We start from the raw sequence: 21,575 nt of genomic DNA, 5'->3' as shown, positions 1-21,575 counted from the left end.
CTCCTCAACCATCCCTCTCGACTCCAATACTGCACACCTTATGAGGATTGCCCCTCCCAGCGGCAGGCCCCGGAAAATCCACCGTTCCACCGGCACCGCCGTAGCGGGCGCCGGGCGCGCACCCTCGAGGGAGCGCTAGTCCTGGAGTCGCGCGCCGGTGGCTCGCTCCGTGGCGCGCGTCCCTCGTCAAGGTGACTTGAGACCTCTTCGAGACCTGGGCGGATCGCCAGGTAGAGCGGATTTCACTCTCCTTGATTGATTGCCGAAATCAACAACTTCCTTATATTTCAAGGTAATTGAGGGTGCATCACCATGCAGAAACGTGCCTTCTCGCCATCGTCATCGGTCCGCCGCGAATGGCCGTACCGAGCCCTACTATCGGCTCGCCATGACAGCAGCAGGGAAGCACCAGGTGGGCCGGTCGACCGGTCGCCGACTGGGACGGGCGGGCATCCGGGACGTGGCCGCCGCAGCCGGCGTATCGATCACGACTGTCTCCGACGCGCTCAACGGCAAGGGCCGGCTTCCGGATGCCACCCGTAGCCACGTCCGCGAGGTGGCCGACCGGCTGGGCTACCGCCCGTCCGCCGCCGCCCGCACCCTCCGTACCGGCAGGTCCGGCCTCATCGGTCTGACCGTGACCACGTACGGGGATGAACCTTTCACCTTCACCGAGTTCGCGTACTTCGCCGAGATGGCCAGGGCCGCCACCTCGGCCGCGCTGGCCCGCGGCTACGCGCTGGTCATCCTGCCCGCGACCTCCCGGCACGACGTCTGGTCCAACGTCGCCCTCGACGGCACCGTCGTCATCGATCCGGCCGACGGCGACCCCGTCGTCACCGAGCTCGTCCGGCACGGCGTCCCCGTCGTCTCCGACGGTCGCCCCGGCGGCACCCTCCCGGTCACCGGCTGGGTCGACAACGACCACGAGGAGGCCGTGCTCGGCCTGCTCGACCACCTCGCCGAGGCCGGCGCCCGCCGCATCGGGCTGCTCACGGGCACCACCACCGACACCTACACCCGGCTGTCGACCACCGCGTACCTGAGCTGGTGCGAGCGCGTCGGCCAGGACCCGGTCTACGAGTCCTATCCCGCGTACGACCCGCGGGCGGGGGCGGTGGCCGCGGACCGGCTGCTGGCCCGCCCGGACCGACCGGACGCGGTCTACGGGCTGTTCGACCCCAACGGCACCGACCTGCTGGCCGCGGCCCGCCGCTACGGCCTGCGGGTGCCGGACGACCTGCTGCTGGTCTGCTGCAGCGAGTCCACCGTCTACGCCACCACCGAGCCGCCGATCACCACGCTCTCCCTCAAGCCGCGGCGGATCGGTACCGCCGTCGTCCAGATCCTGATCGACGCCATCGAGGGGCTCGACGGTAGCTGCCCGGTCGAGCAGGTGATACCGACCGACCTGATCGTGCGGACCTCCTCGCAGCGCCGCTCCCCGCGGACGACCGTCAGCCCGCCGCGGGGCCCGGCCGGCGATTGAACGTGCGCCCGGCACGGCGGGCCGGGCGCACGGGGCGGCCGGTCCACCGAGGAAAAACAGGGCGATCCCGGGAGAAAACCATCGTGAATGCCGGGCTCCACAGGATTGATCACCCCCGGGTGCGTCACAACCCGCGAGCGGCGTTCCTATGATGGGCGCACGACACCGCGGACCGCCGTCGACCAGGCAAAGGTCCGAGAGGTGCACGGCGGCGCAACGGTGGAGGGGTCGATGACTCAGGGGGCCAGTCAAGGACCCATGGTGTGGACCATGGGGGCACAACCTCCGGGGTCCGTTCCGCCGCCCGGAGCGCCCTCGGGACCGCCGGCCGGTCCCCCGCTCGCCGCGCCCGCGGCGCCCCCGGTCGCGCCGCCCGCGCCCGTGGCCCCGCTGCCCGAGGAGTACACCCCAACCGCCCGCGACCTGCCGGTCATCGGCCACACGGACACCCTCGTGGACCACCCGTCGGTGCTGTCCGTCCCGGAGCCGGCGCCCGCCGCCGAGGGGCTGGGCCCGCTGTACGTCGTCGGCGACGTGCACGGCTACTACGACGAGCTGCGCGCCGCGTTGGAGGCCGAGGGGCTGATCGACGCCGAGGGCGGGTGGGCGGCCGGCAACGCCCGGCTGTGGTTCCTCGGCGACTTCACCGACCGCGGCCCGGACGGCATCGGCGTCATCGACCTGGTCATGCAGCTCTCCGCCGAGGCCGCGGCGGCCGGCGGCTACTGCAAGGCCCTGATGGGCAACCACGAACTGCTGCTGCTGGGCGCCAAGCGGTTCGGCGACACCCCCGTCCAGTCCGGCGCGGGCACCGCCTCCTTCCACGCGGCGTGGCTCCTCAACGGCGGCCAGAAGACCGACATGGACCGGCTGCAGGACCACCACATCCAGTGGATGGCCCGCCTCGACGCCGTGATGGAGGAGGACGGGCACCTGCTCGTGCACTCCGACACCACCGCCTACCTCGAATACGGCACCTCCATCGAGGAGGTCAACGACACCGTCCACGACGTGCTGACGCGCAGCGAGGCGGACGAAGTCTGGGACCTCTTCCGCAAGTTCACCAAGCGGTTCGCCTTCCGCGACGAGGCCGCCGGCGTGGGGGCCGTCCGGGAGCTGCTCGACACCTACGGCGGCACCCGCGTGGTGCACGGGCACAGCCCGATCCCGTACCTCCTGGGCGAGGTCGGCGCGGAGGACGGCGACGGCGACGGGGCCGCGGTGGACGGTCCGCACGTCTATGCGGACGGACTGGCCATCGCGATGGACGGCGGTATCACGATGGCCGGAAAGCTGCTGGTCTGCCAACTCCCGTTGGCCGGCTGACGGTTCACCGGAGGGGCGGGCTCCGCTCCGTCGGACGAGCGGGACGGAAGGAATCCGGTCGGGGCCGACCGGAAATTCCACAAACTCCCTGTCACCCCCCGCCGCGAGCCCTCTACCATCGGTCTATCCGTAGCAGGCTCTCCTCCGTTTCCGCCCGGCGCCCGGCCCAGGCCGGCCCGTACGGCACTACGGAGCTTCGGGGGATCCACATGAACAGCGCTCCGCACCTGCTGAACGAGGACCGCGCGGAATTCGCGCGGATCCTTGATGAGGCGCTGCGCACCGCCGCATACCGCCCGGACGACCACGCCGCCGCTGCCGCCGAACACCGGCTCAGCACCGAGCAGTTGCGCGTGATGGCGCTCAGCGCGACCAGCGCGATCGCCGCCTGCGCGACGGCCGAATACCAGCGCTACATACGGCTGCGCGCCGAACTGCGCGCCCCTGCGCCCACCGCATACGGCGTGCGCGGTGATAGCCCGTCGACGGACCGGTCACCTGACGAGGGGGGCGGACCGGACACCGCGGACGACGAACCGGCCGCCGATGCGGCCGGCTTCGGCCTTGCGGCGATGGCCACCGTGCTCATCCCGGTGCTCGCCGGGATCGCGGCCGTCCTCTTCCTCGTCATCGGCTATGTGCTGCGCGCCGTCGACCCGGACCCGGCCGTCTCCCGGCCGCTGGTCAGCGTCGGTTGGATCTTCGCGGCGCTGGCCGCCGCCGGTGCGCTGGTCGCCATGGGCTGCGTGCTCGTCACCGCGCTGCGCAACGGCGCGTCCCGCGACACCGCGGCAAAGGAGCGCGCCGCCGCGCTGGACAGCGCCCACGGCGTCTGGCGGGAGGCCCTCCTGGAGCGCGGGCTACTGCCCTTCCTCCGCGAGGCGTTGGCCGACCCCTCGGCCGATCCGACGGACGACCCGGCCCGCTACGTCCCCCGCCCCCTGGAGGCCCCCGAGCGCCGCACCCCCACCCTCGGTTACACCCGCCCGCGCTTCGCCAGCCCCGACAGCGGTGCCTCCTGGTCCGGCCCCCGCTACTCCCGCCCGGACTTCAGCAGCCCGGACTACGGGGGGCCGGAGCAGCGACCGGAGTAGGCCGGAGCGCCGCGGACCCGGAGCGGGCCGGCCGAAGACCGCGCCACAGACGCGTCTTCGGGCCGGCCCGGCCCGCGGTGCTCGCTCCGGCCCGCTCAGTCCGCGATCGGCAGGTACACGCGGTTGCCGGCCGCCGCGAACTCCCGCGACTTCTCGGCCATCCCGGCCTCGGGATCGACCGCCAGAGCACCACCGTGTTCACGACGGATGTCCTGGGAGATCTTCATCGAGCACAACATTAGCTAAGCCTCCATACGCTACGGTCGTTCCAGCAGCCCGTCCTACGGACCGAGGGGGACCCCTGTGGGCAAGCGTGAAGAGGTCATCAGCAAGCTGCGAGGCGTGCCGGAGGGACTGCCGTCCGTCGAGGAAGTCCGCGCGATGGCAGCCGCCAACCCCAATCTCAGGTGCGTCGTCTGTTACGCCCGGATCTCGTTCGACGGCCGGGTCAAGGACGCCCACGGCATCGAGGACCAGCACCGCGACATGGCAGGAGACGCCGGCAAGCTCGACTGGTTGGTCGTCTACCGCTATACGGACAACGACAAGAGCGCCAGCAAGGAAAGCGTCGTTCGCGACGACTTCGAGCAACTGCTCAACGATCTCGCGACAGGCACCACGCCGGAGGGCTACCCGATCCACGGCGTCATGGCCGTGAACGACGATCGCCTGTACCGGCGTCCGAGCGACTGGGAGCGCTACCTGAAGGCGTTCACGTCACATGAAGGACGCGTCTACCACGACTCGAACGGCGTGCAGGATCTGTACGCGGAAGGTTTCGAGATCAAGGGGCTCGTGGGTGTGGCCATGTCCCTCAGCGAGACGAGGAAGAAGCAGCGGCGATCCCGGAACAGCCACCGCAGCCGCGCGGTCCGCGGCCAGGCCGTCGCAGCATGGCGCCCCTTCGGATGGGACGACGACAAGGTCACGCTCCGCATGAAAGAAGCAGAAGCGATCCGGAAGGCCGTGCACGACGTGATCGCCGGTGCCTCCATCTCGGAGATTACCCGCCGTTGGAAGGAAGCCGAGTTCATCACGAGCCGCGGCAATCCGTTCCAGTACCAGACCGTCAAGCAGGTCCTCTTGAACGCGCGGCTGTGTGGATACCGGGAGATCAAGGGCGAGTTGGTCCGTGACGGCGACGACCAACCGATCGTGGGCGAGTGGGAATCAATCATCACCCCGAAGGAATGGTTCGCTGTCACAGCAAAGATCAAGGAGCGGGGTCAAGGGTCCGGTCTGCCTCGTGGCGGCCTGGTCCACAAGTACTTGCTCACCGGCATTCTTCGCTGCGGAAACGTGCTCGAAGACGGGACCGTCTGCAACAGCAAGATGATCGGGGTCAAGGCGAACGACTGGCTCACGTACAAGCACGCCTACATGTGCAAGAAGACCGTGGATGGCGGCTGCAACAAGACCTACAAGCGCGGCGACAAGACGGATGAGCTGATCGAGGAATTCGTCATCACCAAGCTGGTGGAGGACGCGGCGAGCAAGTCCCAGGACGTGCCCGACTGGGACAAGGCCGATGCCCTGCAACGGGCAATCACGAGCCGCAACGAGCTTGAACGCCGCTGGCAGGACGACGAAGACGAGGACATCGACGACGAGACTTTCTTCCGCAACCTTCCGGTCTGGGAACGGCGCATCAAGGAGCTACGTGCTGACCGGGCCAAGCACGAAGCGCTGAAGGCCGAGGCGGAAGCGGCGCAAGAGGACATCGAAAGTGCGTGGACGTCGAAGACGCTCACGCAGAAGCGAGACGCGATCAAGAAGGTTCTCAGCGCAGTGATCGCCGTACCTGGCGGCAAGGGCAACAAGGCATTCGACCCGGAACTCCTCAAGCCCGTGCCGCGGACTTCCGGCGGATGAGCTGAAGCCCCAGGATCTCCCCCAGGCTCCGCAACTGATCGTCGGAGAGTGGGGGAGATTCGCGTACATGCCGTTCAACCCATGCTCTCTTAGCGGCTTCTTCTTTGGATCTCCTGTTGGCATTCGCCGCTTGCTCTGACCGAACGCGGCTCATCACTCATCACCCGTAGCGTTCGATGCCTCGCGTACCAACTCCCTGTTGCACGCGAGATCTTCAGCGACACCGAACGCGATGAGAGCAGCGCCGGGAGTGTGGCCGGAGCCGGCATAGCGCCAGTGCGCGTCCGTGACCGTGTCGGGGACGTTGGGTAGGTCGGTCTTGGTCGTAGCGCCCTGGTGCGCTGCGCGTTCGGCGCGGAGAGCTGTGTAAGTAGTGGAGTAGACGCGGGATTTGGTGAGGATGTGGCCTCGGTAGCCGAGGGTGTGGGCCCAGGCCCGCAGTCGCAGGGGCTCGAACTCGGCGAGCCCGCCAAGTCTCCAGCAGGTTCGCAGCAGCGCCCGAACGTGCGGAGTGACGGGCATGGCGTCAATGTCGTCCAAGGACGAGAGTCGGTAGTCGGTGCCGGCCCCCGTGTCGTTGGCGCCCTTGGTCACGTACTTGGCGACGTAGGCCGCTATGGCCTCGTCAGCCGGGCCCTCGTTCCCGTCGAAGGCTCGGAGCGGCCGGGCGTCCAGCTCGGAGCCCCAGCACAGTTCGTGTACTCCCACGGCCCGGCTGTACGGAGTGGGCAGGAGGACCGCTGCTGCGGCGGTCCGCACGGCAGCAGTCAGGTCTTTGCACGACGCCCACGCAGGAGCCGGATCACCGGGACCTGACGCGCCGTCCAGGCGCACGACCGCATGGACGTGAACAGCGGCGCGCCTTTGATACTCGGCGACTTTGGCGTAGGAGATGCGGACGGCGCGGCGTAGGCCAGTGCGGGTGCGTCCGGTGCGGGCGGCGAGGTGGTTGTAGAAGTTGTCCGTGAACGCCTTCCACAGCCGGCCGGCGTGGGCGTGCCACAGGACGTGCGCCGGGTAGTCGTAGCAGTCAGGGCACAGGGGCTGACCGATGAGCGGGTCGGTGTCGTCGTGCGCAGCCGGGCAGCCACGGGGACGGCCATGCTCGCAGCGTTCCACGTTGCGGCGAGGACGGCACCGTTCGCCGTCCGCGGTAGCACGGTGGACCGACCCGAACGACGGAGCGGTAAGGGTAACGAAGAGCCGAGGGTGCTCGCGTACCTCGGCGGGGACGTTCTTGCCCCCGAGAAGACCGGCACGGACGAGGTGGAAGGTGTCACCGGCGTGGAGGCGGGAGCAGGGAGCGCAGACGGTTGCCCGGCGGTTGCGACAGCGGACGAGGAGCCGTTCGCCGGGCTCGTTGCGGGTGTCGTAGTGGTGCAGGATCTCGCCGGTGGCTGCGTCGCGGGTGGTGGTGGAGCCCGTGAGGTGGATCGGGTGGGCGCAGCCACCTGTGGCGGTGACCTGCTCCAACCAACGGGGGAATTGCGGGTCTTGGGCGAGTTGGATGGCGTCGCGGTCGATGTCGGAGAGCTGACGCAGGCGCGCCGCGCGGTCGACGGCGGCGCGCCTGTCAGCCGAGGTGATGTCGGCGGTGATGGTGGGGACCTCCCAGGGTGAGCCGCCGAAGCGGCACGGACGGTGGCGGTTGGGTCGGATGGGTCCACGGCGATCCCTTCTGTCGTCGGTGGGTGGGTTAGCGGACGGTGCCGGTGCCCCGGCAGCAGCGGCAGCGGCGCCGTTGGCCGGAGGGGGTCCTGAAGTAGCGCTGTCCCTTGCAGACGGGGCAGCGGACGGGGCGCATGGTCATCGCTTGGTGCCTTTCTGGCTGTCAGGTGTGGGTGGCGATGGAGATGACCCAGTGCACGAGGCCATCCGCGGCGAAGAGGAGGGGCGTCTGGCCCGCGTACATGCCGAACAGGGCGATCAGGGTCGCCTCCCACCACTTGCAGTCGCGGGAGCGGACGAGGAGGACGGTGATGGCGCCGAAGACCACGGCGAGCAGCGTGGCCGAGTGCTCGCTCACAGGAGCGTCCCTCCTCCGGGAGTGCCCGCCAGGAACTTCGGGCGGGGCGTCAACCTGGCGAACTCGGCCGCGGCTGCCCGCGCTTCGGCCGGCGTCGCCAGGTGAGACCGGCCGCGCGTCCACCCACCCGTATCGCTGGTGGTGACGGCCACTCCTCGTTCGGCTTCACCGATGGACTGCGCGACGACCACGGCGTCCTTGTTGAGGTCGCCGAGTGCCATCTCGGCGGTGCCGGGGTCGTTGACCCGGTGGCAGATCCGGCCGCTGAGCTGTGCCCGTAGCGCGGTGACGCCGGGGCCGAGGTCGGAGCCGACGCGTTGGCCGGCGACGACCAGGTGGAGGCCGAGGGCGGCGCCGAGTTGGGCCACGCGCAGGAGGTAGGTCGTGCACTCCTCGGCTTCGGCGCGCTGTTCCTTGCTGCCGTTGGTCAGGTACAGCTCCGCCAGTTCATCGACGATCACGACGACGGGCACGGGCCGTGCCCTCTCGGGTAGCTCCCAGATCGAACGGGCCCCCGCGGCACGGCATTTGCGCATGCGGTCCTGCATCTCGGTGACCAGCGCGGCCAGCACAGTGACCGCCTCACTGCGACAGGTGGCCAGAGCGGAGAGCCGCATTTCCAGCAGGCCCAGCTCCATGCCGCCCTTGCAGTCGATACCGACCAGGGCGACCGGTTGCGGAGCGAGTTCGGTGACCAGCCGTGCCAGTAGCGTGGACTTGCCCGATTGCGTCGCGCCGACGATCAACCAGTGCGGAACCCGGCGGAAGTTCATCACCCACGCGCGCCCCGTCTCCAGACCGCCGACGGTCACCGACAGCAGCTCCGCCGATCCCGACGCACCGGGGTGCTCCGTGTGCTCCAGTGGGTCACGGGCTGTGGCGGTGAGCCGTACGACGCCGCGTTCAGGGGAGACGACACGCACCCCGTGGACACGCCAGGCGTGGGCGAAGGAGTCGGCCGAGGCGAGGAAGGGCGCCGGGGTCTGCCCCGCCTGGAGTCGAACGGTCACCTCCAGGCCGTACGGGGTGGCGCGGGGGAAGGAAATGCGGGGGGTGTGGGTGCGTAGCGGTTCTCCCTTGACCGCCAGGTCGCCGAGCACTCGCCGGTTTGGTTTGTGGGAGACGGTCAGGCCGTTGAGGTAAGCGACCCGGCGCCAGGTGAACGTCACGCGTAGCGCGGTGATCGGGTAGCCGACGAGGTACCAGTGCCATTGCGGCTGACGCCGTCGCAGTTCGTTGCCGAAGACCAGTAACCAGATCACCAGCGCGAGGACGCAGGTGAACAGGAGCATTCCCATCAGGCACCGCCGCCCTTACCGGCGGAACCAGCAGACGGGGCGGGTACGGGGGTGATGGCGGCGGCGCGGAAGCTGATTCCGTGCCGGTCGCCCATGGCCCAGGCGAAGGCTTCCATGCCGGTCACCCGCACTTCGATGCCCTCGGCGACGCCCTTGGGTTCGCCCGGTACGGCGATCTCGATCACCGAGACCCGCCGCCCGTCCTGACGCACCGTCACGCCGACGGTGTAGATGGTGTTGCCTTCCCGGTCCTTCTTGACCTGCTTGGTTTCGAAGTCCGCGAGCTTCGGCTCGGGTCCGACCGCGCACCGGAGCACGCCGAGCCGGGAGGTGTCCACAGGGATGGACTGCATGAGTGGTGGCCCCCTTGAGCACACAAAGGCGAGACGTCATGTGACGTCACTCGTGCTTACGAGTTGCTATCCACTATGCACGCCTTGACCCGCCAGGGCAAGAACTTATGCTTACGAGTGACGTCAGATAACGTCACGACAGCCGACAACAGGTGATGAGGAGACCCCCGACATGGGAGAAATCCAGCGCCCCGGCGCGCTCTACCAGCAAGTCGCGGCCGAGATCCGAAGCGGTATCACCACTGGTGAGTACAAGCCCGGGTCCCTGCTCCCGTCGGAAGCTCAGCTCATCGAGCGGTACGGGGTCAGCCGGCCGACCGTGCGCAAGGCCATCGATGCGCTTCGCGCCGAAGGGCTGATCGAGGTCATCCACGGCAAGGGCAGCTACGTGCGCGCACTCCCCGCCCCCGCGGTGAACATCGAGCGGACCATCACCCGCAGCGGCAAGACCTTCCGCACCGGCCACCAGGACTGGCAGCAGATCGAGGCCCCCACCGTCCATCGCACCACGACCACGGCGATCACAGGCCAGTTGCTCGAACTCCCTGAAGGCGAGGCGCTGTTCGCCGTCGATCGGCTGCTGTCCGACCCGCACACCGAGGCCCGCGCCCTGCACCGCGTGCTCATCCCGTTCGCCACCGCCGACCAGGCCGAGGAACTTGCCAAAGCCCCGGACGCCGATCCCGGGCAGATCTACGCCCTGCTTGCCGCGACCGGGCACGAGCTCACCTGGGACGAGACCGTCAGCGCCCGCATGCCCTTGCCCGACGAACGCGACGCACTACGGGTCCCCGACGTGACGCCGATCCTGCTGGCTTCGCGCGTGACCCTTGGGGCCGAGCGGCGCCCCTTGCTCCTTGAAGAGCTGCGCACCGGCGCCGACCGCGCCCAACTCGCCTACCACCTCTCCGCCGACAGCCCCCGCGCACTCCGCACCGCCTAAAGCCCGCGGCTCGGCGACTGTCGAAAGCTGGCTTCACTTACTCAAGGGCGCGCCTGCGGCGCGCCGGGCGGTTAGGCCGCCCCGCCGGGCTGCGGCCTGCCGGCCGGTCCCGGCGAGCGCCCACCGCCCGCACACCACGGCACGCAGCGAGTGCTCGCCAGCGGGCAACCGCCGTACCGGATCGGGGCGTTGTGGCTGGGGCCGGCGGCCGTGGAGACTTTAGGCAGCCACCACGGGGCGAGCCTCTAAGAACAGGGGGCCGATCGGGCCATTGCGGGCAGGTCCAAGACCAGCCCGATTCGCGGCGAGCGTAAGGCCCCCTGTTCTCTCGCCCCGTGGCAGCTCCCGCCCAAAGTCCCCACGACCACCGGCGGTTGCACAGCGCGCCACCCAGGCACCGCACGTCCCCCGGCCGGCTGCCCGTCACCCCGCCTTACGCCACTTCGTCGCCGCCACGCGTGTAAGCACGGCCACCTCGCGCGCCGTAGCCGTCGGCAGATCGAGTCGGACCACGCCGGAACCGTCTGCGGCCGAGACGGCCTGGAGCTTCGCCCCCTCCAGGTCCACGCCGACCGCCGTCAGCGCGTCGCCCAGCTCCGCCGCCACCCGCGCCGCCTCACGCCAGCCGGTCAGGTAGTCCACACCACGCACCCACAGCAGCGCGTCAGGGTCCAGGCCCTCCGCCTCGAAGCCATCTCCCCCGATGTCGCACATATCGTCACGTCCCTTTCCCTGACCAGCGGTTGAGCAGCACATTTGGCGAGCCCGCCGGATGAACCCACGACGACGGCCCCGGTACCATCGGCACCGGGGTTCGCCTACGTGGGCCCCAGCCGGACCACCCCGCGCCTGCCAGGGTTAGAGGGGTGGTCCGGTATGACGTCTGAGGTTGTTGTGCACGGCGAGGACCAGCCCCAGGAGGGTTGGCGCGCCGTCAGCGACTTACCGTCGATCTCCTCCGCAGCAGCGCCCGATACAAGGTGCCGGGCTTGATCCCGAACTTCTCCGCGATCTCGTCACGCGTCATACCGTCGGCGCGCTGCCGTTCGTACTCCGCCACTGCCCTACTCGTTGCCGAGTCCGGGCGCATCGTTCCTCGCAGCGGCACCTGATGACGTTGCAGCAGGTTGTAGAGCGCCCACGTCGAGAGCGCGAACCGCTCTTCCAGCCGCTTCACAGGCAGACCCGCGTTGTACTGCGCGATGATCTCCGCCGCACGCTGCTCGTGATCGTTAGCAGTCATCAACGAGGCCCCTTTGCCAGGGAAGCGCGGAAGAACGTAGTGACCGAGCCGCGGAATTCGGTGTGCCCCGTACGCTGCGCGTGCCGCAGGCACCAGGTGTCCGGCCCCTCCGCCGTGACGGCCATGCCGGACTTCTGACCGCAGGTCACGCACTGGTTCTCGTAGGTCGATCCGCTATCCGAAATGCCAACGTTCATCCCCCAGTTCGCGACGTGCAAGGTCTCGGTAATCGCCATCACCCCCGCCCCCGCCCACCACGGCGCACGGCCAGTTCTTCCCCAGCGTCGATGCTGAGCGACGGCCCCTCCTTGAACGTCAGAACCGCCAAGGGGCGCCCCGATGAACGAACGCCGGATCGGACCCCCTTGACCTCTCGCCACTGACCGCCGACGCACACCACGTCGCCACCGCGTACCTTCAGCACGGACATCCGCGCCATCACGCCTCACCTCCGTCGGGGGCCGCAACGACGGCCCACACCAACTTCCCGATGCCGCCGTCCCTTACTTCCGTGCCCCAGCAGGCAGCCAGCGCGGCAACGATCGTCAGGCCCCTGCCGCCGTCGGCGTCGACGTCGGGCACACGGGGCTGCGGCCAGCTCTGGGCAGCGTCGTGCACCTCGATACGAACGCCACGCGGCTCCCGGGAATATCGCGTCTCGATCTCCCGGCCACGGGAGCCTTGGGCATGGCGCACCGCGTTGGTCAGCAGTTCGGACAGCACCAGGAGGGCATCGTCGGACACCTCGGTCAGCCGCCACCGGACCAGCACCTTGCCCAACTCGGCACGGGCCAGCGCGACGCAGCGCGGATGCCGCGCCCAGCGACTCACCACCGGCCGGCTCCCGGTCCTGGTCGCGCTTCTTCGGGTGCCCATCGCGCTGCGATCCACCGTCACCTACCGCCTTCCAGACGCCTATGGGACGTCGAACGGTGAAGAAGGTAGGACCCCAAACACGAGCGGACCCGGAAGAAAATTCCGGGTTCGTGCTTTTCTTTCCGGCTACCAGCTAGGCGATCGCCCCCAGGTCAACGGCGAGTTGCTGCGCGTCCCGCCGCCGCGAGCGTTTGTGCAGCCTACGCGCCAAGTCTCGCGCGAACTCGTGCGCCCTCATCTGCTCCGGCGCGGTCGTATAGGCCCGCTTCAGATTGTCCACTGCGTCATCGGTCCGCCCAGTCTCCCCGTAGACCCGAGCGACATCCAGCCGCAGCCGCGCCCGCCGCTCCTTGGGAAGCCCCACCGCCCGCACCGTGGGCGCTATGTCGACAGCCCGCTGGTAGTCCTCGAACTCAAGGGCGGTCGCAAGCCGATGGATACCCACGTTCGCCGGGCCGAAGGCGGTCCACATCTCGTTGCCGTCCGTGCCTAGCCGTTCGGCTGCTTCGTTCGCCTTGCCGAGCATGTAGGTGGTCATCTCGCGGTTCCTCATCCGGGCTGCGGCGATGGAGCCGTTGAGGAACAGCGTTCCGTACAGGGAGAGCGCCACTGGGGAGGAGGCCCACCAGCCGCGCTCCAGGTCATCGGCACTGTCCAGAGTGCTCTTCACCGCTTCCGCCGCCATGTTGGCGCCGATCTGCACATGAGCGATGCCCCGCCGTAGGGACAAGAGGGCGGCAGTGTCACCCGAATCAATCGCCGCCATCTCGCCTTGGTCCGCGGCCGTCCACGCCAGGTTGGTCTCACCCAACTTCCGCAGCAGCGCCGCCGCCACATGGCATGACAGCGCAAACAGCCGCTGAGCCTCCCGGCGTTCGTCTCCCGACGCCAACTCATTCTTCGCGGACCGCGCATCAGCCATCAGGCGAGGCAGCCGCTCAGCCAGCGAGGCGAACTCACCAGCCTGATACAGCTCCCACGCTGTCCCAACCTCCACCTCCAGGAGCCCCAACCTCAGCGGCTCCCCACCGGCGATCAGAGAACCGGCCAACCGCCGGGACTGCATCAACGCGGCCCGGATCGCGGGCACACTGGCCGCGAACCCGTCGCTGTCCTCCAGCAACACCGGCGCCCCTTGCAGGTCCTCGATGTGCACCCGCAGCGCATCGGCCAGGTCCGCGAGCATCTTGACGTTGTTCACGGGAATCCGGCCGGACTCGACCCGGTACACCCAGTCCTCAGACCGCCCCAGCAGCTCGCCGAGTTGACGCTGCTGCATGCCCCGGCGCTTGCGGTAGAACCTCACGCGCTTGCCGAACTCAAGATGGTCAGTCATGCCGCGCACGGCCACGCTCCCCTCGCTCTGCCCCGCCGAGTGTCACACGACGTGCACAACGAATGACAGGGGTCGAGGCATCTCACGACCGCCAAGCGACGGCCGCTAGGGTCGGCAACATGGCCGAGAACGAGCACGAACAGCGCATGGCAACCCCGCGGATGGCAGCAGGCGCGCTGTTCTTCGACGACCAGGACCAGGTCCTCTTGGTCAAGCCGTCCTACAAGCCGAAGTGGGAGATCCCCGGCGGGTATATCGAGCGCGGGGAATCCCCGCTGACCGCCTGCCGACGCGAGGTCCAGGAGGAGCTAGGCATCACCCCGGGCATCGGCCCGTTGCTGGTCGTTGACTGGGCGCCGAGCGAGGCCGAGGGCGACAAGGTCCTGTACGTGTTCGATGGCGGGCAACTGCGCCCGGAGCAATTCGCCGAGATCAAGCTCGACCCCGGCGAGCTCTTGGCTGCCGAGTTCCAACCCGCAGGCGATCTTGAAGGGTTGTTGATCCCCCGACTCGCCCGGCGCGTGAAGACGGCGATCACGGCGCGGGCCCAGGGGCACACGCAGTACCTGGAGCACGGACGCTCTCCAGCAAGCAGCTGACGCTGCTGGAGGCAGTACACACGGATGCGCCCCGCCCCTAAAAAGGGGACGGGGCGCATCCGTTGGCACAAGCTCAGGCTAGGGCGCTTCTGACGGATCTCCGCGTCGTCGGCGGCGGCCCTCCACGTCAGGAGTCGGCCAACGGCAGATAGACCCGGTTGCCGGCCGCCGCGAACTCCTTGGACTTCTCCAGCATCCCCGCCGCGATTTCGTCAGGCGTCGAGCCCTCCCCACCGCCGAACTGCTCTGTGATGCTTCTGCTAATTTTCATCGAGCAGAACTTCGGCCCGCACATCGAGCAGAAGTGGGCCGTCTTGGCCGGCTCCGCGGGCAGCGTCGCGTCGTGGAAGGCGCGGGCGGTGTCCGGGTCGAGGGCCAGGTTGAACTGGTCCTCCCAGCGGAACTCGAAGCGGGCGTCGGAGAGGGCGTCGTCCCATTCCTGGGCGCCCGGGTGGCCCTTGGCCAGGTCCGCCGCATGGGCCGCGATCTTGTACGTGATGACGCCGGTCTTGACGTCGTCGCGGTCCGGGAGTCCCAGGTGCTCCTTGGGCGTGACGTAGCAGAGCATGGCGGTGCCCCACCAGGCGATCATCGCGGCGCCAATGCCGGAGGTGATGTGGTCGTAGGCGGGCGCGATGTCGGTGGTGAGTGGGCCGAGCGTGTAGAACGGGGCCTCCTCGCAGATCTCCTGCTGGAGGTCGATGTTCTCCTTGATCTTGTGCATCGGGACGTGGCCCGGGCCCTCGATCATGGTCTGCACGCCGTGCCGCTTGGCGATGGTGTTCAGCTCGCCGAGGGTCCGCAACTCGGCGAACTGCGCCTCGTCGTTGGCGTCCGCGATGGAGCCGGGGCGCAGGCCGTCGCCGAGCGAGAAGGTGACGTCGTAGGCGGCCAGGATGTCGCAGAGCTCCTCGAAGTGCGTGTAGAGGAACGACTCCTGGTGGTGCGCCAGGCACCAGGCCGCCATGATCGAGCCGCCGCGGGAGACGATGCCGGTCTTGCGGTTGGCGGTCAGCGGGACGTAGCGGAGCAGCACGCCGGCGTGCACCGTCATGTAGTCGACGCCCTGCTCGGCCTGCTCGATGACGGTGTCCTTGTAGATCTCCCAGGTCAGCTCCTCGGCCTTGCCGTCGACCTTCTCCAGCGCCTGGTAGAGGGGGACGGTGCCGATCGGCACGGGGGAGTTGCGGAGCACCCACTCACGGGTGGTGTGGATGTTGCGGCCGGTGGAGAGGTCCATGACCGTGTCGGCGCCCCAGCGGGTCGCCCAGGTCATCTTCTCCACCTCCTCCTCGATCGAGGAAGTGACCGCGGAATTGCCGATGTTGGCGTTCACCTTCACCAGGAAGTTCTTGCCGATGATCATCGGCTCGATCTCCGGGTGGTTGATGTTCGCGGGCAGTACCGCGCGTCCGGCCGCGATCTCGTCCCGCACGAACTCGGGGCTGACGTTCTCGCGGAGGGCGACGTACTCCATCTCCGCGGTGATCTCGCCGCGCTGCGCGTAGGCGAGCTGCGTGACCGGGGCACCGTCCCGGCCGCGGCGCGGCTGCCGCGGCCGACCCGGGAAGACCGCGTCGAGGTTGCGCAGGCCCCCGCGCGGGGAGGTGTGCTTGATCCCGTCGTCCTCGGGACGCATCGGGCGGCCCGCGTACTCCTCGGTGTCGCCGCGGGTGATGATCCAGTTCTCCCGCAGCGGTGCCAGACCGCGGCGGACATCGGTTTCGATGGCGGGGTCGGTGTACGGCCCTGATGTGTCGTAGAGCGTCACATGCTTGCCGTTGGTGAGGTGCACCCGCCGGACCGGGACCCGGAGGTCCGGACGCGATCCGGAGACATAGCCCTTGTGCCAGCCGATCTGCGACTGCTCGCCGTCGGCCGGGTCGTTTTCGGGCGTGCGTGCATCCAGAGTCATTGAGACCCAACTCCCTACGCCGGCATTACCCGGTAACAGGTTCGGCGGTCGACGCAGCGGCTTCCGTCATCCGGTGTTTCACGTGAAACACCGCTGGGACGGAGGTCAGCGCCCTCTCAGCCCGGTGCTCCGAGCTCCCGCGATTGCAAAGGTGTCACCACGGTAGCGGCCGATGCGGCAGTGTGAACAGGGGGCCCCATCGCTTCTTGCAATGATCGAGCGGTGAGCCCTCCCCAAGTCCCGCACGTCCCCGCCGCCCCTACCCACACCCACAGCCACGGGCCCGCCGCCCCCGTCTCCCGGCATCTGCGCAAGGTCATCGCCGCCGTCCTGATCCCGTTCGCGGTCGCCGTCGCGGTCGGCCTGATCGTCCTCTGGCCCGGTGGCGCACCCCCGCACAAGCCGTCCGGCGTGGGCTTCGACCAGCCGACCGAGAGCGCCCGGGTCATCAAGGTCGAGGAGGTCAACTGCGCGGCGGTGCACGCCGAGCAGCAGCCGGGTCCCACCACGCCGGGCGGGCAGCCGGCCACCGGCGGAGCGGCCCGGGACAAGCCCTGCGAGCAGGCGACGGTCAAGGTGACCACGGGGCAGAACGCCGGCCGGACCTTCCAGACGGTGGTGACGCCGGACGCCTCGCGGCACTACACGACCGGGCAGGACGTGGTCGTCTCCTACTCCCCCAAGGCGCCGAAGGAACTGCAGTACGCGGTGACCGACGTCGACCGCACCGTTCCGATGTGGGTGCTCGCCGCGCTCTTCGCCCTCGCCGTGGTGGCCATCGGACGGCTGCGCGGAGTGCTGGCGCTGGTCGCGCTGGCGGCCAGCTTCGGGCTGTTGACGATGTTCATCCTGCCGGCGATCCTCCAGGGCTCCGATCCGTTGGTGGTGGCGATGGTCGGCGGCAGCGCCATCATGCTGATCGCGCTCTACATGTGCCACGGGCTGACGGCCCGCACGTCCGTGGCGGTGCTCGGCACCCTCGCCTCGCTGTTGCTCATCGGGCTGTTGGGCTCGGTGTTCATCAACTGGGCGCTGCTGACCGGCAATACGGACGACACCACCGGCCTGGTGCACGGGCTCTACCCGAACATCGAGATCCGCGGCCTGCTGCTGGCGGGCGTCATCATCGGGTCGCTGGGGGTGCTCGACGATGTGACGGTGACCCAGACCGCCGCGGTGTGGGAGCTCAAGGACGCTGATCCGTCGGCGGGTTGGCGCAAGCTGTACGGCGCAGCGATGCGGATCGGGCGCGACCATATCGCCTCCGTGGTGAACACCCTGGTCATGGCCTACGCGGGCGCCGCGCTACCGCTGCTCCTGCTGTTCTCGATCGCGCAGAGCAGCGTCGGCACGGTCGCCGGCAGCGAAGTGGTGGCGGAGGAGATCGTCCGCACGCTCGTGGGCAGCATCGGGCTGGTCGCGTCGGTGCCGGTGACCACCCTGCTGGCGGCCCTGGTGGTGTCGGCGGATCGTCCGGCGCCGGGCGGGGCGAGCGCCGGGGGACGGGGCGGGCGCCGGGCGGCGCGCGGGCGACGCCGCAAGCACTGAGCGGGCGACACGGGGGGCGGGCGAGCGGGGACGAGGGGCGGGCGAAGTGGCGGGTGGGCGGCGGGCGTTGGGGGTTCCGGGCAGGGGTGACCGACGTCCGGCCGGGCGCGGCAACGGTGCAGTGGAGGGCCGGCGACCGGGGGTCAGCCGGCCGGGGCCTCCGCAAGGATCCGGTCCAGCGTGGCCTCCAGGGTGTCGCAGACCTCCTCCTTGCCGAGTGGAACGATGCGGTCCGTGCGGTCCAGGAAGGCGATCAGCGGTGGTGCGCTGGCCCGGAACAGGGCGCGCTCCGGGCCGACTTGGAGGCTGATGTAGACATCGCTGAGTCGCTCGGGGGAGGACGGCTCGACTCGTACGTCCCCCTCGCCGGCCGGGTGGTTCAGCCCGTCCAGCAGCAGTTCACGGCCGAACACCCAGGTCACGGGCGCGTCGCCGGGAAGATCGAAGGTGAGCCGGACGGCGTAGGGGTCGCCGCTGTCGAAATCCAATTCCACCGGGATCCGGAAGGAGAGCTCCTCCGAGACGAGGAAGCTCATGATCACTTCTGCCTGAACCGTGTCGTTCATCAACCACTGCCCCGCACTTGATCGGAGATGGCCGGGAATCATCCCCTGAAGCCCTATTGACGCCATCGTCGGTCACGTGCAGGCAGATCACAAGGAGTGAGTTTTCAGATACTGATAGAGAAAGCGAGTGTCGTTAGTACCGTCTCCGCCATTTTCCGTAGTCGGTTCGTAACTGTTTGCAATCGGTGCACTTCCGTCGCAGGAAGAGAAACCGCCAGGGTCGCGGCGGCCGAGCCGACGCGAATGGGGATCGCCGAGCACACCGTGCCCAAGGCATATTCCTGGCGATCGTAGGCGACCTGGCCGCGACGCACCGTAGCCAGCCGATTCAGCAGATCACCCTCGGAACGCACCGAAAAGGGCGTTATCGACTGCACGGGATAGCGCGACAGATGTTCTTTCCTGGTCGCCTCGTCGAGCTGCGCCAGCAGGCACTGCCCGATTGCGTGGGCGTGGGCGGTGGAGCGGAAGTCGACCCATTCCTCGACGGGTGGTCGCGCCGGGTCGTCGGTTATCGCCACCACCTCGATCTCCCCCTCGCGGTAGACGGCGAAGTAGACGGCGGCACCGAGTTCGCGGCCCGCGGCGGCCAGGGCGTCGGCCAGCTCGCGACGGCGGCGCCGCCGGGCCCCCGCCTGGCCGAGGGACTCGGCGCCCTCGCCGATCACGAACACGCCGTTCTGCCGGCGCAGATAGCCCTCGTGGGTCAGCGTCCGGAGCAGGTGATACGTGGTGGGCAGCGGCAGTTGGGCCTCCCTGGCCAGCTGCTTGGCGGGCGCGCCGCCGGCGTGCGCGGCCACCGCCTCCAGGAGTCGCAGCGCCCGCTGCACCGACCCGATCAGGGTGGGGTGCGAGCCGGATTCGCCGTTGTCGATCACCAACGCCAACCCCCAGGTCCGAGCGCCATGGTCCCCGCGGCCCCGGCCACGGGACCCGCTCCCGCGACCGCGCGTCTCCCAGGACGTCCGCCCCGACGCCCGGCCCGATCGCTCGGTGCTTTCCGGAACGTCAACGTCCGGAAGACGCCTGCGATCTGCACTTTAGCCCGGGCGGTCCACAACGGGAGCCGAAAGTCCGGGAGTTACCCCTGGAGCGACCGCCTCTCGGACACCACTGACCCTACGGAGCGCCACCCGCACTCATGGTGAACAGGCGCAACGCCCGGAGCACCGAGCGCGCCGGGACGGCCGGCAACCGGCTTTCCGATCCGCGTTCGACTCCCTCGCGGGAGTGTCGTCCTCGGGCCCGGAACGCCGGACGCCCCGCCCCGGGATGGGGGCAGGGCGTCGTCGGACGGTGGGGGCCGGACGGTACCGGTCGCTCGGGCTCGGCCTACCAGTCGCTCTTCGACGAGGACGAGGAACCGGTGAACCTGCGCACCAGATAGATGACACCGGCGATCAGGGCCGCCGCGACCAGCACCTTGAAGAGCAGGCCGATCAGGAAGCCGAGTGCGGTGGTGATCAGTCCGCCGAAGACGACGATCAGGATGACGGGCACCACGACCCAGGTGACCCACCACGGAAGCCCTGCGAGTATCCCCTTACCAGCCACTGCTCTGCCCTGCTTTCTGTCGGTCGCGCTCTTGTCGGTCTCTGCCGTCCGGTGGCACCGTCCGCGCGTGTTTCGCGTCTACCGCGCCGCGTCTCCGGTTCCCCCTGTACATCAACGATGCTAGGGCGCCGAGGGCCTCCGTGGGGGCCCGACAGCCCCGGCTCGTCCCTGAGCCGACCCCTACGGGTTCCGGGGGTCGGGTCTCAGCTTTCGGGCGGAGAGAAGACCACCACGACCCGGAGATCCTCGCTGATGTGGTGGAACTTGTGGGGCACCCCGGCGGGCACGTAGACGATGCTGCCGCGGGCCACCGACTCCGTCTCCGTCCCCACCGTGATCGCCCCACGGCCGCTCACCACCATGTACACCTCGTCCTGGCGGTGCGGCTGCTGCGGGTCGACGCCGCCGGCGTCCAGTGCGTAGAGCCCCACCGACATATTGCGCTCCCGGAGGAACTGGAGATACGCGCCGTCGTTCGCGACCCGTTCCGCTTCCAGTTCATCCAGTCGGAAAGCCTTCATGCCGTTCGCACCTCTCACCGGTCTGCTGTCGTCTGCGACGATCTCACCATGAAGCATTTCCTGGTCAAGACGCTCGCCAATGCCGCGGCACTGGCCGTGGCCATCTGGCTCCTCAGGGGCATCACGCTCACCGGTGAGAACACCGGTCGCAAGGTGCTCACGCTGATCCTCGTGGCGCTGATCTTCGGGCTGGTCAACTTCCTGGTGAAGCCCGTGGTGAAGGTGCTCTCCTTCCCCCTCTTCATCCTCACGCTCGGCCTGATCACACTGGTCGTGAACGCCCTGATGCTGTTGCTGACCTCCTGGCTCGCCGGCAAGGTCAACCTCGCCTTCCATGTGGACGGCTTCTGGACGGCTCTGCTCGGCGGCGTGATCGTCTCCATCGTCTCCTGGGCGATGCACGTGCTCCTCCCCGACAAGGACTGACGCTTGACCACCCCGTACCGCGTCTGCTTCGTCTGCACCGGCAACATATGCCGCTCGCCGATGGCCGAGTCCGTCTTCCGTGCCCACATCGCGGAAGACGGGCTCGACGCGCTCGTCGAGATCGACAGCGCCGGCACCGGCGGCTGGCACGAGGGCGAAGCAGCCGACCCCCGTACCCGCGACGTGCTGCGCACCGGCGGCTATCCGTCCGCGCACACCGCCCGCCAGTTCCGCGCCTCCTGGTTCGCCCGCCGCGATCTGGTGATCGCGCTCGACTCGGGCCATCTGCGCGAGCTGCGCCGGCTGGCCCCCACCGCCGAGGACGCCGCCAAGGTCCACCTGCTGCGCGCCTACAGCTGCGGCACCGGCCCGTCCGCCGGGCCCGCGGACCTCGACGTGCCGGACCCGTACTACGGCGGCCCCGCCGGCTTCGCGGCGTGCCTGGAGATGATCGAAGCGGCCTGCGACGGCCTCCTGGAGGCGGTCCGGGCCGAGGTCACCTCCGGTGCGCCGGGCCCCGCCGTGCCGCGACCGGGTCTGCACCACCCGCCCCACAAGGAAAGCGCATGACGGCGCACCCCAAGGAGAGC

General features: G+C 69.1%; 24 protein-coding genes and 1 riboswitch. Of the genes, 9 read left to right on the top strand and 15 right to left on the bottom strand.

The features are described from left to right. The first annotated feature begins 388 nt into the window (after window positions 1–388). From ACIQU6_RS01525 to ACIQU6_RS01515, 3 genes are all read left to right on the top strand, one after another. Window positions 389–1,489 (top strand): LacI family DNA-binding transcriptional regulator, encoded by a 1,101-nt coding sequence (locus tag ACIQU6_RS01525; protein WP_403479582.1) that lies wholly within the window; start codon window positions 389–391, stop codon window positions 1,487–1,489. Between the two features lie 258 nt (window positions 1,490–1,747). Beyond that, a complete protein-coding gene (locus ACIQU6_RS01520) occupies window positions 1,748–2,815 on the top strand; it encodes a metallophosphoesterase (RefSeq protein WP_403479581.1) in 1,068 nt (355 codons plus the stop codon). 209 nt (window positions 2,816–3,024) lie between these two features. Continuing rightward, on the top strand, window positions 3,025–3,909 hold the full coding sequence (locus tag ACIQU6_RS01515; RefSeq protein ID WP_403479580.1) for a hypothetical protein: 885 nt from the start codon (window positions 3,025–3,027) through the stop codon (window positions 3,907–3,909). Between the two features lie 95 nt (window positions 3,910–4,004). Here the strand turns inward: ACIQU6_RS01515 and ACIQU6_RS01510 are convergent, their stop codons facing one another. Then, the gene (locus ACIQU6_RS01510) at window positions 4,005–4,136 is read right to left on the bottom strand and encodes a hypothetical protein (protein WP_403479657.1); all 132 of its coding nucleotides are present in this window, start codon (window positions 4,134–4,136) and stop codon (window positions 4,005–4,007) included. 76 nt (window positions 4,137–4,212) lie between these two features. Here ACIQU6_RS01510 and ACIQU6_RS01505 point away from each other — a divergent pair, with 76 nt between their 5' ends. Further along, window positions 4,213–5,781 carry a recombinase family protein gene (locus ACIQU6_RS01505; protein WP_403479579.1) on the top strand — a complete coding sequence of 523 codons (1,569 nt, stop codon included), beginning with the start codon at window positions 4,213–4,215 and terminating at the stop codon, window positions 5,779–5,781. A gap of 153 nt (window positions 5,782–5,934) precedes the next feature. On the opposite strand, the gene ACIQU6_RS01500 is transcribed toward ACIQU6_RS01505, so the two are convergent. The 4 genes from ACIQU6_RS01500 to ACIQU6_RS01485 form a co-directional block, all read right to left on the bottom strand. After that, on the bottom strand, window positions 5,935–7,323 hold the full coding sequence (locus ACIQU6_RS01500) for a replication initiator (protein ID WP_403479649.1): 1,389 nt from the start codon (window positions 7,321–7,323) through the stop codon (window positions 5,935–5,937). Window positions 7,324–7,612: 289 nt separating this feature from the next. Next, window positions 7,613–7,807 carry a hypothetical protein gene (locus tag ACIQU6_RS01495; protein WP_403479578.1) on the bottom strand — a complete coding sequence of 65 codons (195 nt, stop codon included), beginning with the start codon at window positions 7,805–7,807 and terminating at the stop codon, window positions 7,613–7,615. Beyond that, the gene (locus ACIQU6_RS01490) at window positions 7,804–9,105 is read right to left on the bottom strand and encodes an FtsK/SpoIIIE domain-containing protein (protein ID WP_403479577.1); all 1,302 of its coding nucleotides are present in this window, start codon (window positions 9,103–9,105) and stop codon (window positions 7,804–7,806) included. Before ACIQU6_RS01490 ends, ACIQU6_RS01495 begins: the two co-directional genes overlap by 4 nt. Then, the gene (locus tag ACIQU6_RS01485) at window positions 9,105–9,458 is read right to left on the bottom strand and encodes a hypothetical protein (RefSeq protein WP_403479576.1); all 354 of its coding nucleotides are present in this window, start codon (window positions 9,456–9,458) and stop codon (window positions 9,105–9,107) included. Before ACIQU6_RS01485 ends, ACIQU6_RS01490 begins: the two co-directional genes overlap by 1 nt. Window positions 9,459–9,630: 172 nt before the next feature. On the opposite strand from ACIQU6_RS01485, the gene ACIQU6_RS01480 reads away from it, so the two are divergent. Continuing rightward, window positions 9,631–10,401 carry a GntR family transcriptional regulator gene (locus ACIQU6_RS01480; protein WP_403479575.1) on the top strand — a complete coding sequence of 257 codons (771 nt, stop codon included), beginning with the start codon at window positions 9,631–9,633 and terminating at the stop codon, window positions 10,399–10,401. Window positions 10,402–10,824: 423 nt separating this feature from the next. Here the strand turns inward: ACIQU6_RS01480 and ACIQU6_RS01475 are convergent, their stop codons facing one another. The 5 genes from ACIQU6_RS01475 to ACIQU6_RS01455 form a co-directional block, all read right to left on the bottom strand. Continuing rightward, window positions 10,825–11,115 (bottom strand): hypothetical protein, encoded by a 291-nt coding sequence (locus ACIQU6_RS01475; RefSeq protein WP_403479574.1) that lies wholly within the window; start codon window positions 11,113–11,115, stop codon window positions 10,825–10,827. 220 nt (window positions 11,116–11,335) lie between these two features. Beyond that, window positions 11,336–11,644 (bottom strand): hypothetical protein, encoded by a 309-nt coding sequence (locus tag ACIQU6_RS01470; protein WP_403479573.1) that lies wholly within the window; start codon window positions 11,642–11,644, stop codon window positions 11,336–11,338. Next, entirely contained in the window at window positions 11,644–11,880 is a 237-nt protein-coding gene (locus ACIQU6_RS01465) for a hypothetical protein (protein WP_403479572.1), read from the bottom strand. Before ACIQU6_RS01465 ends, ACIQU6_RS01470 begins: the two co-directional genes overlap by 1 nt. 202 nt (window positions 11,881–12,082) lie before the next feature. After that, the gene (locus ACIQU6_RS01460) at window positions 12,083–12,478 is read right to left on the bottom strand and encodes an ATP-binding protein (RefSeq protein WP_403479571.1); all 396 of its coding nucleotides are present in this window, start codon (window positions 12,476–12,478) and stop codon (window positions 12,083–12,085) included. 175 nt (window positions 12,479–12,653) lie between these two features. Continuing rightward, complete coding sequence (locus ACIQU6_RS01455) at window positions 12,654–13,856, bottom strand: helix-turn-helix domain-containing protein (protein WP_403479648.1); 1,203 nt, start codon at window positions 13,854–13,856, stop codon at window positions 12,654–12,656. A 119-nt stretch (window positions 13,857–13,975) separates the two neighbouring features. On the opposite strand from ACIQU6_RS01455, the gene ACIQU6_RS01450 reads away from it, so the two are divergent. Continuing rightward, window positions 13,976–14,455 (top strand): NUDIX domain-containing protein, encoded by a 480-nt coding sequence (locus ACIQU6_RS01450; RefSeq protein ID WP_403479570.1) that lies wholly within the window; start codon window positions 13,976–13,978, stop codon window positions 14,453–14,455. 127 nt (window positions 14,456–14,582) lie between these two features. Here the strand turns inward: ACIQU6_RS01450 and thiC are convergent, their stop codons facing one another. Then, window positions 14,583–16,370 (bottom strand): phosphomethylpyrimidine synthase ThiC, encoded by a 1,788-nt coding sequence (gene thiC / locus ACIQU6_RS01445; protein WP_403479569.1) that lies wholly within the window; start codon window positions 16,368–16,370, stop codon window positions 14,583–14,585. Further along, a riboswitch (TPP riboswitch) is annotated at window positions 16,365–16,521 on the bottom strand. Its footprint overlaps the gene before it by 6 nt. Window positions 16,522–16,592: 71 nt before the next feature. Between thiC and ACIQU6_RS01440 the strand changes: the two genes are divergently transcribed. Beyond that, window positions 16,593–17,918 (top strand): YibE/F family protein, encoded by a 1,326-nt coding sequence (locus tag ACIQU6_RS01440; protein WP_403479568.1) that lies wholly within the window; start codon window positions 16,593–16,595, stop codon window positions 17,916–17,918. Window positions 17,919–18,061: 143 nt separating this feature from the next. On the opposite strand, the gene ACIQU6_RS01435 is transcribed toward ACIQU6_RS01440, so the two are convergent. The 4 genes from ACIQU6_RS01435 to ACIQU6_RS01420 form a co-directional block, all read right to left on the bottom strand. After that, window positions 18,062–18,484: an SsgA family sporulation/cell division regulator gene (locus ACIQU6_RS01435; protein WP_403479567.1), complete on the bottom strand. Its 423-nt coding sequence runs from the start codon at window positions 18,482–18,484 to the stop codon at window positions 18,062–18,064. Between the two features lie 104 nt (window positions 18,485–18,588). Beyond that, window positions 18,589–19,365: an IclR family transcriptional regulator gene (locus tag ACIQU6_RS01430; protein ID WP_403479566.1), complete on the bottom strand. Its 777-nt coding sequence runs from the start codon at window positions 19,363–19,365 to the stop codon at window positions 18,589–18,591. Between the two features lie 451 nt (window positions 19,366–19,816). Beyond that, window positions 19,817–20,038 carry a DUF5326 family protein gene (locus tag ACIQU6_RS01425; protein WP_366334936.1) on the bottom strand — a complete coding sequence of 74 codons (222 nt, stop codon included), beginning with the start codon at window positions 20,036–20,038 and terminating at the stop codon, window positions 19,817–19,819. Window positions 20,039–20,241: 203 nt separating this feature from the next. Then, a complete protein-coding gene (locus ACIQU6_RS01420) occupies window positions 20,242–20,559 on the bottom strand; it encodes a cupin domain-containing protein (protein ID WP_403479565.1) in 318 nt (105 codons plus the stop codon). Between the two features lie 48 nt (window positions 20,560–20,607). Between ACIQU6_RS01420 and ACIQU6_RS01415 the strand changes: the two genes are divergently transcribed. Together ACIQU6_RS01415 and ACIQU6_RS01410 are read left to right on the top strand one after the other, a co-directional pair. Continuing rightward, window positions 20,608–20,985, top strand: a complete 378-nt coding sequence (locus tag ACIQU6_RS01415; RefSeq protein WP_403479564.1) for a phage holin family protein — start codon at window positions 20,608–20,610, stop codon at window positions 20,983–20,985. A gap of 3 nt (window positions 20,986–20,988) precedes the next feature. Further along, a complete protein-coding gene (locus ACIQU6_RS01410) occupies window positions 20,989–21,555 on the top strand; it encodes a low molecular weight protein-tyrosine-phosphatase (protein WP_403479563.1) in 567 nt (188 codons plus the stop codon). Window positions 21,556–21,575: the final 20 nt, after the last annotated feature.

It is taken from the genome of Streptomyces sp. NPDC090442 (assembly GCF_044769405.1).
Lineage (GTDB): Bacteria > Actinomycetota > Actinomycetes > Streptomycetales > Streptomycetaceae > Streptomyces.
Note: the sequence above shows the minus strand (reverse complement) of the source record. Positions and strands in the feature narration are given on the sequence as shown.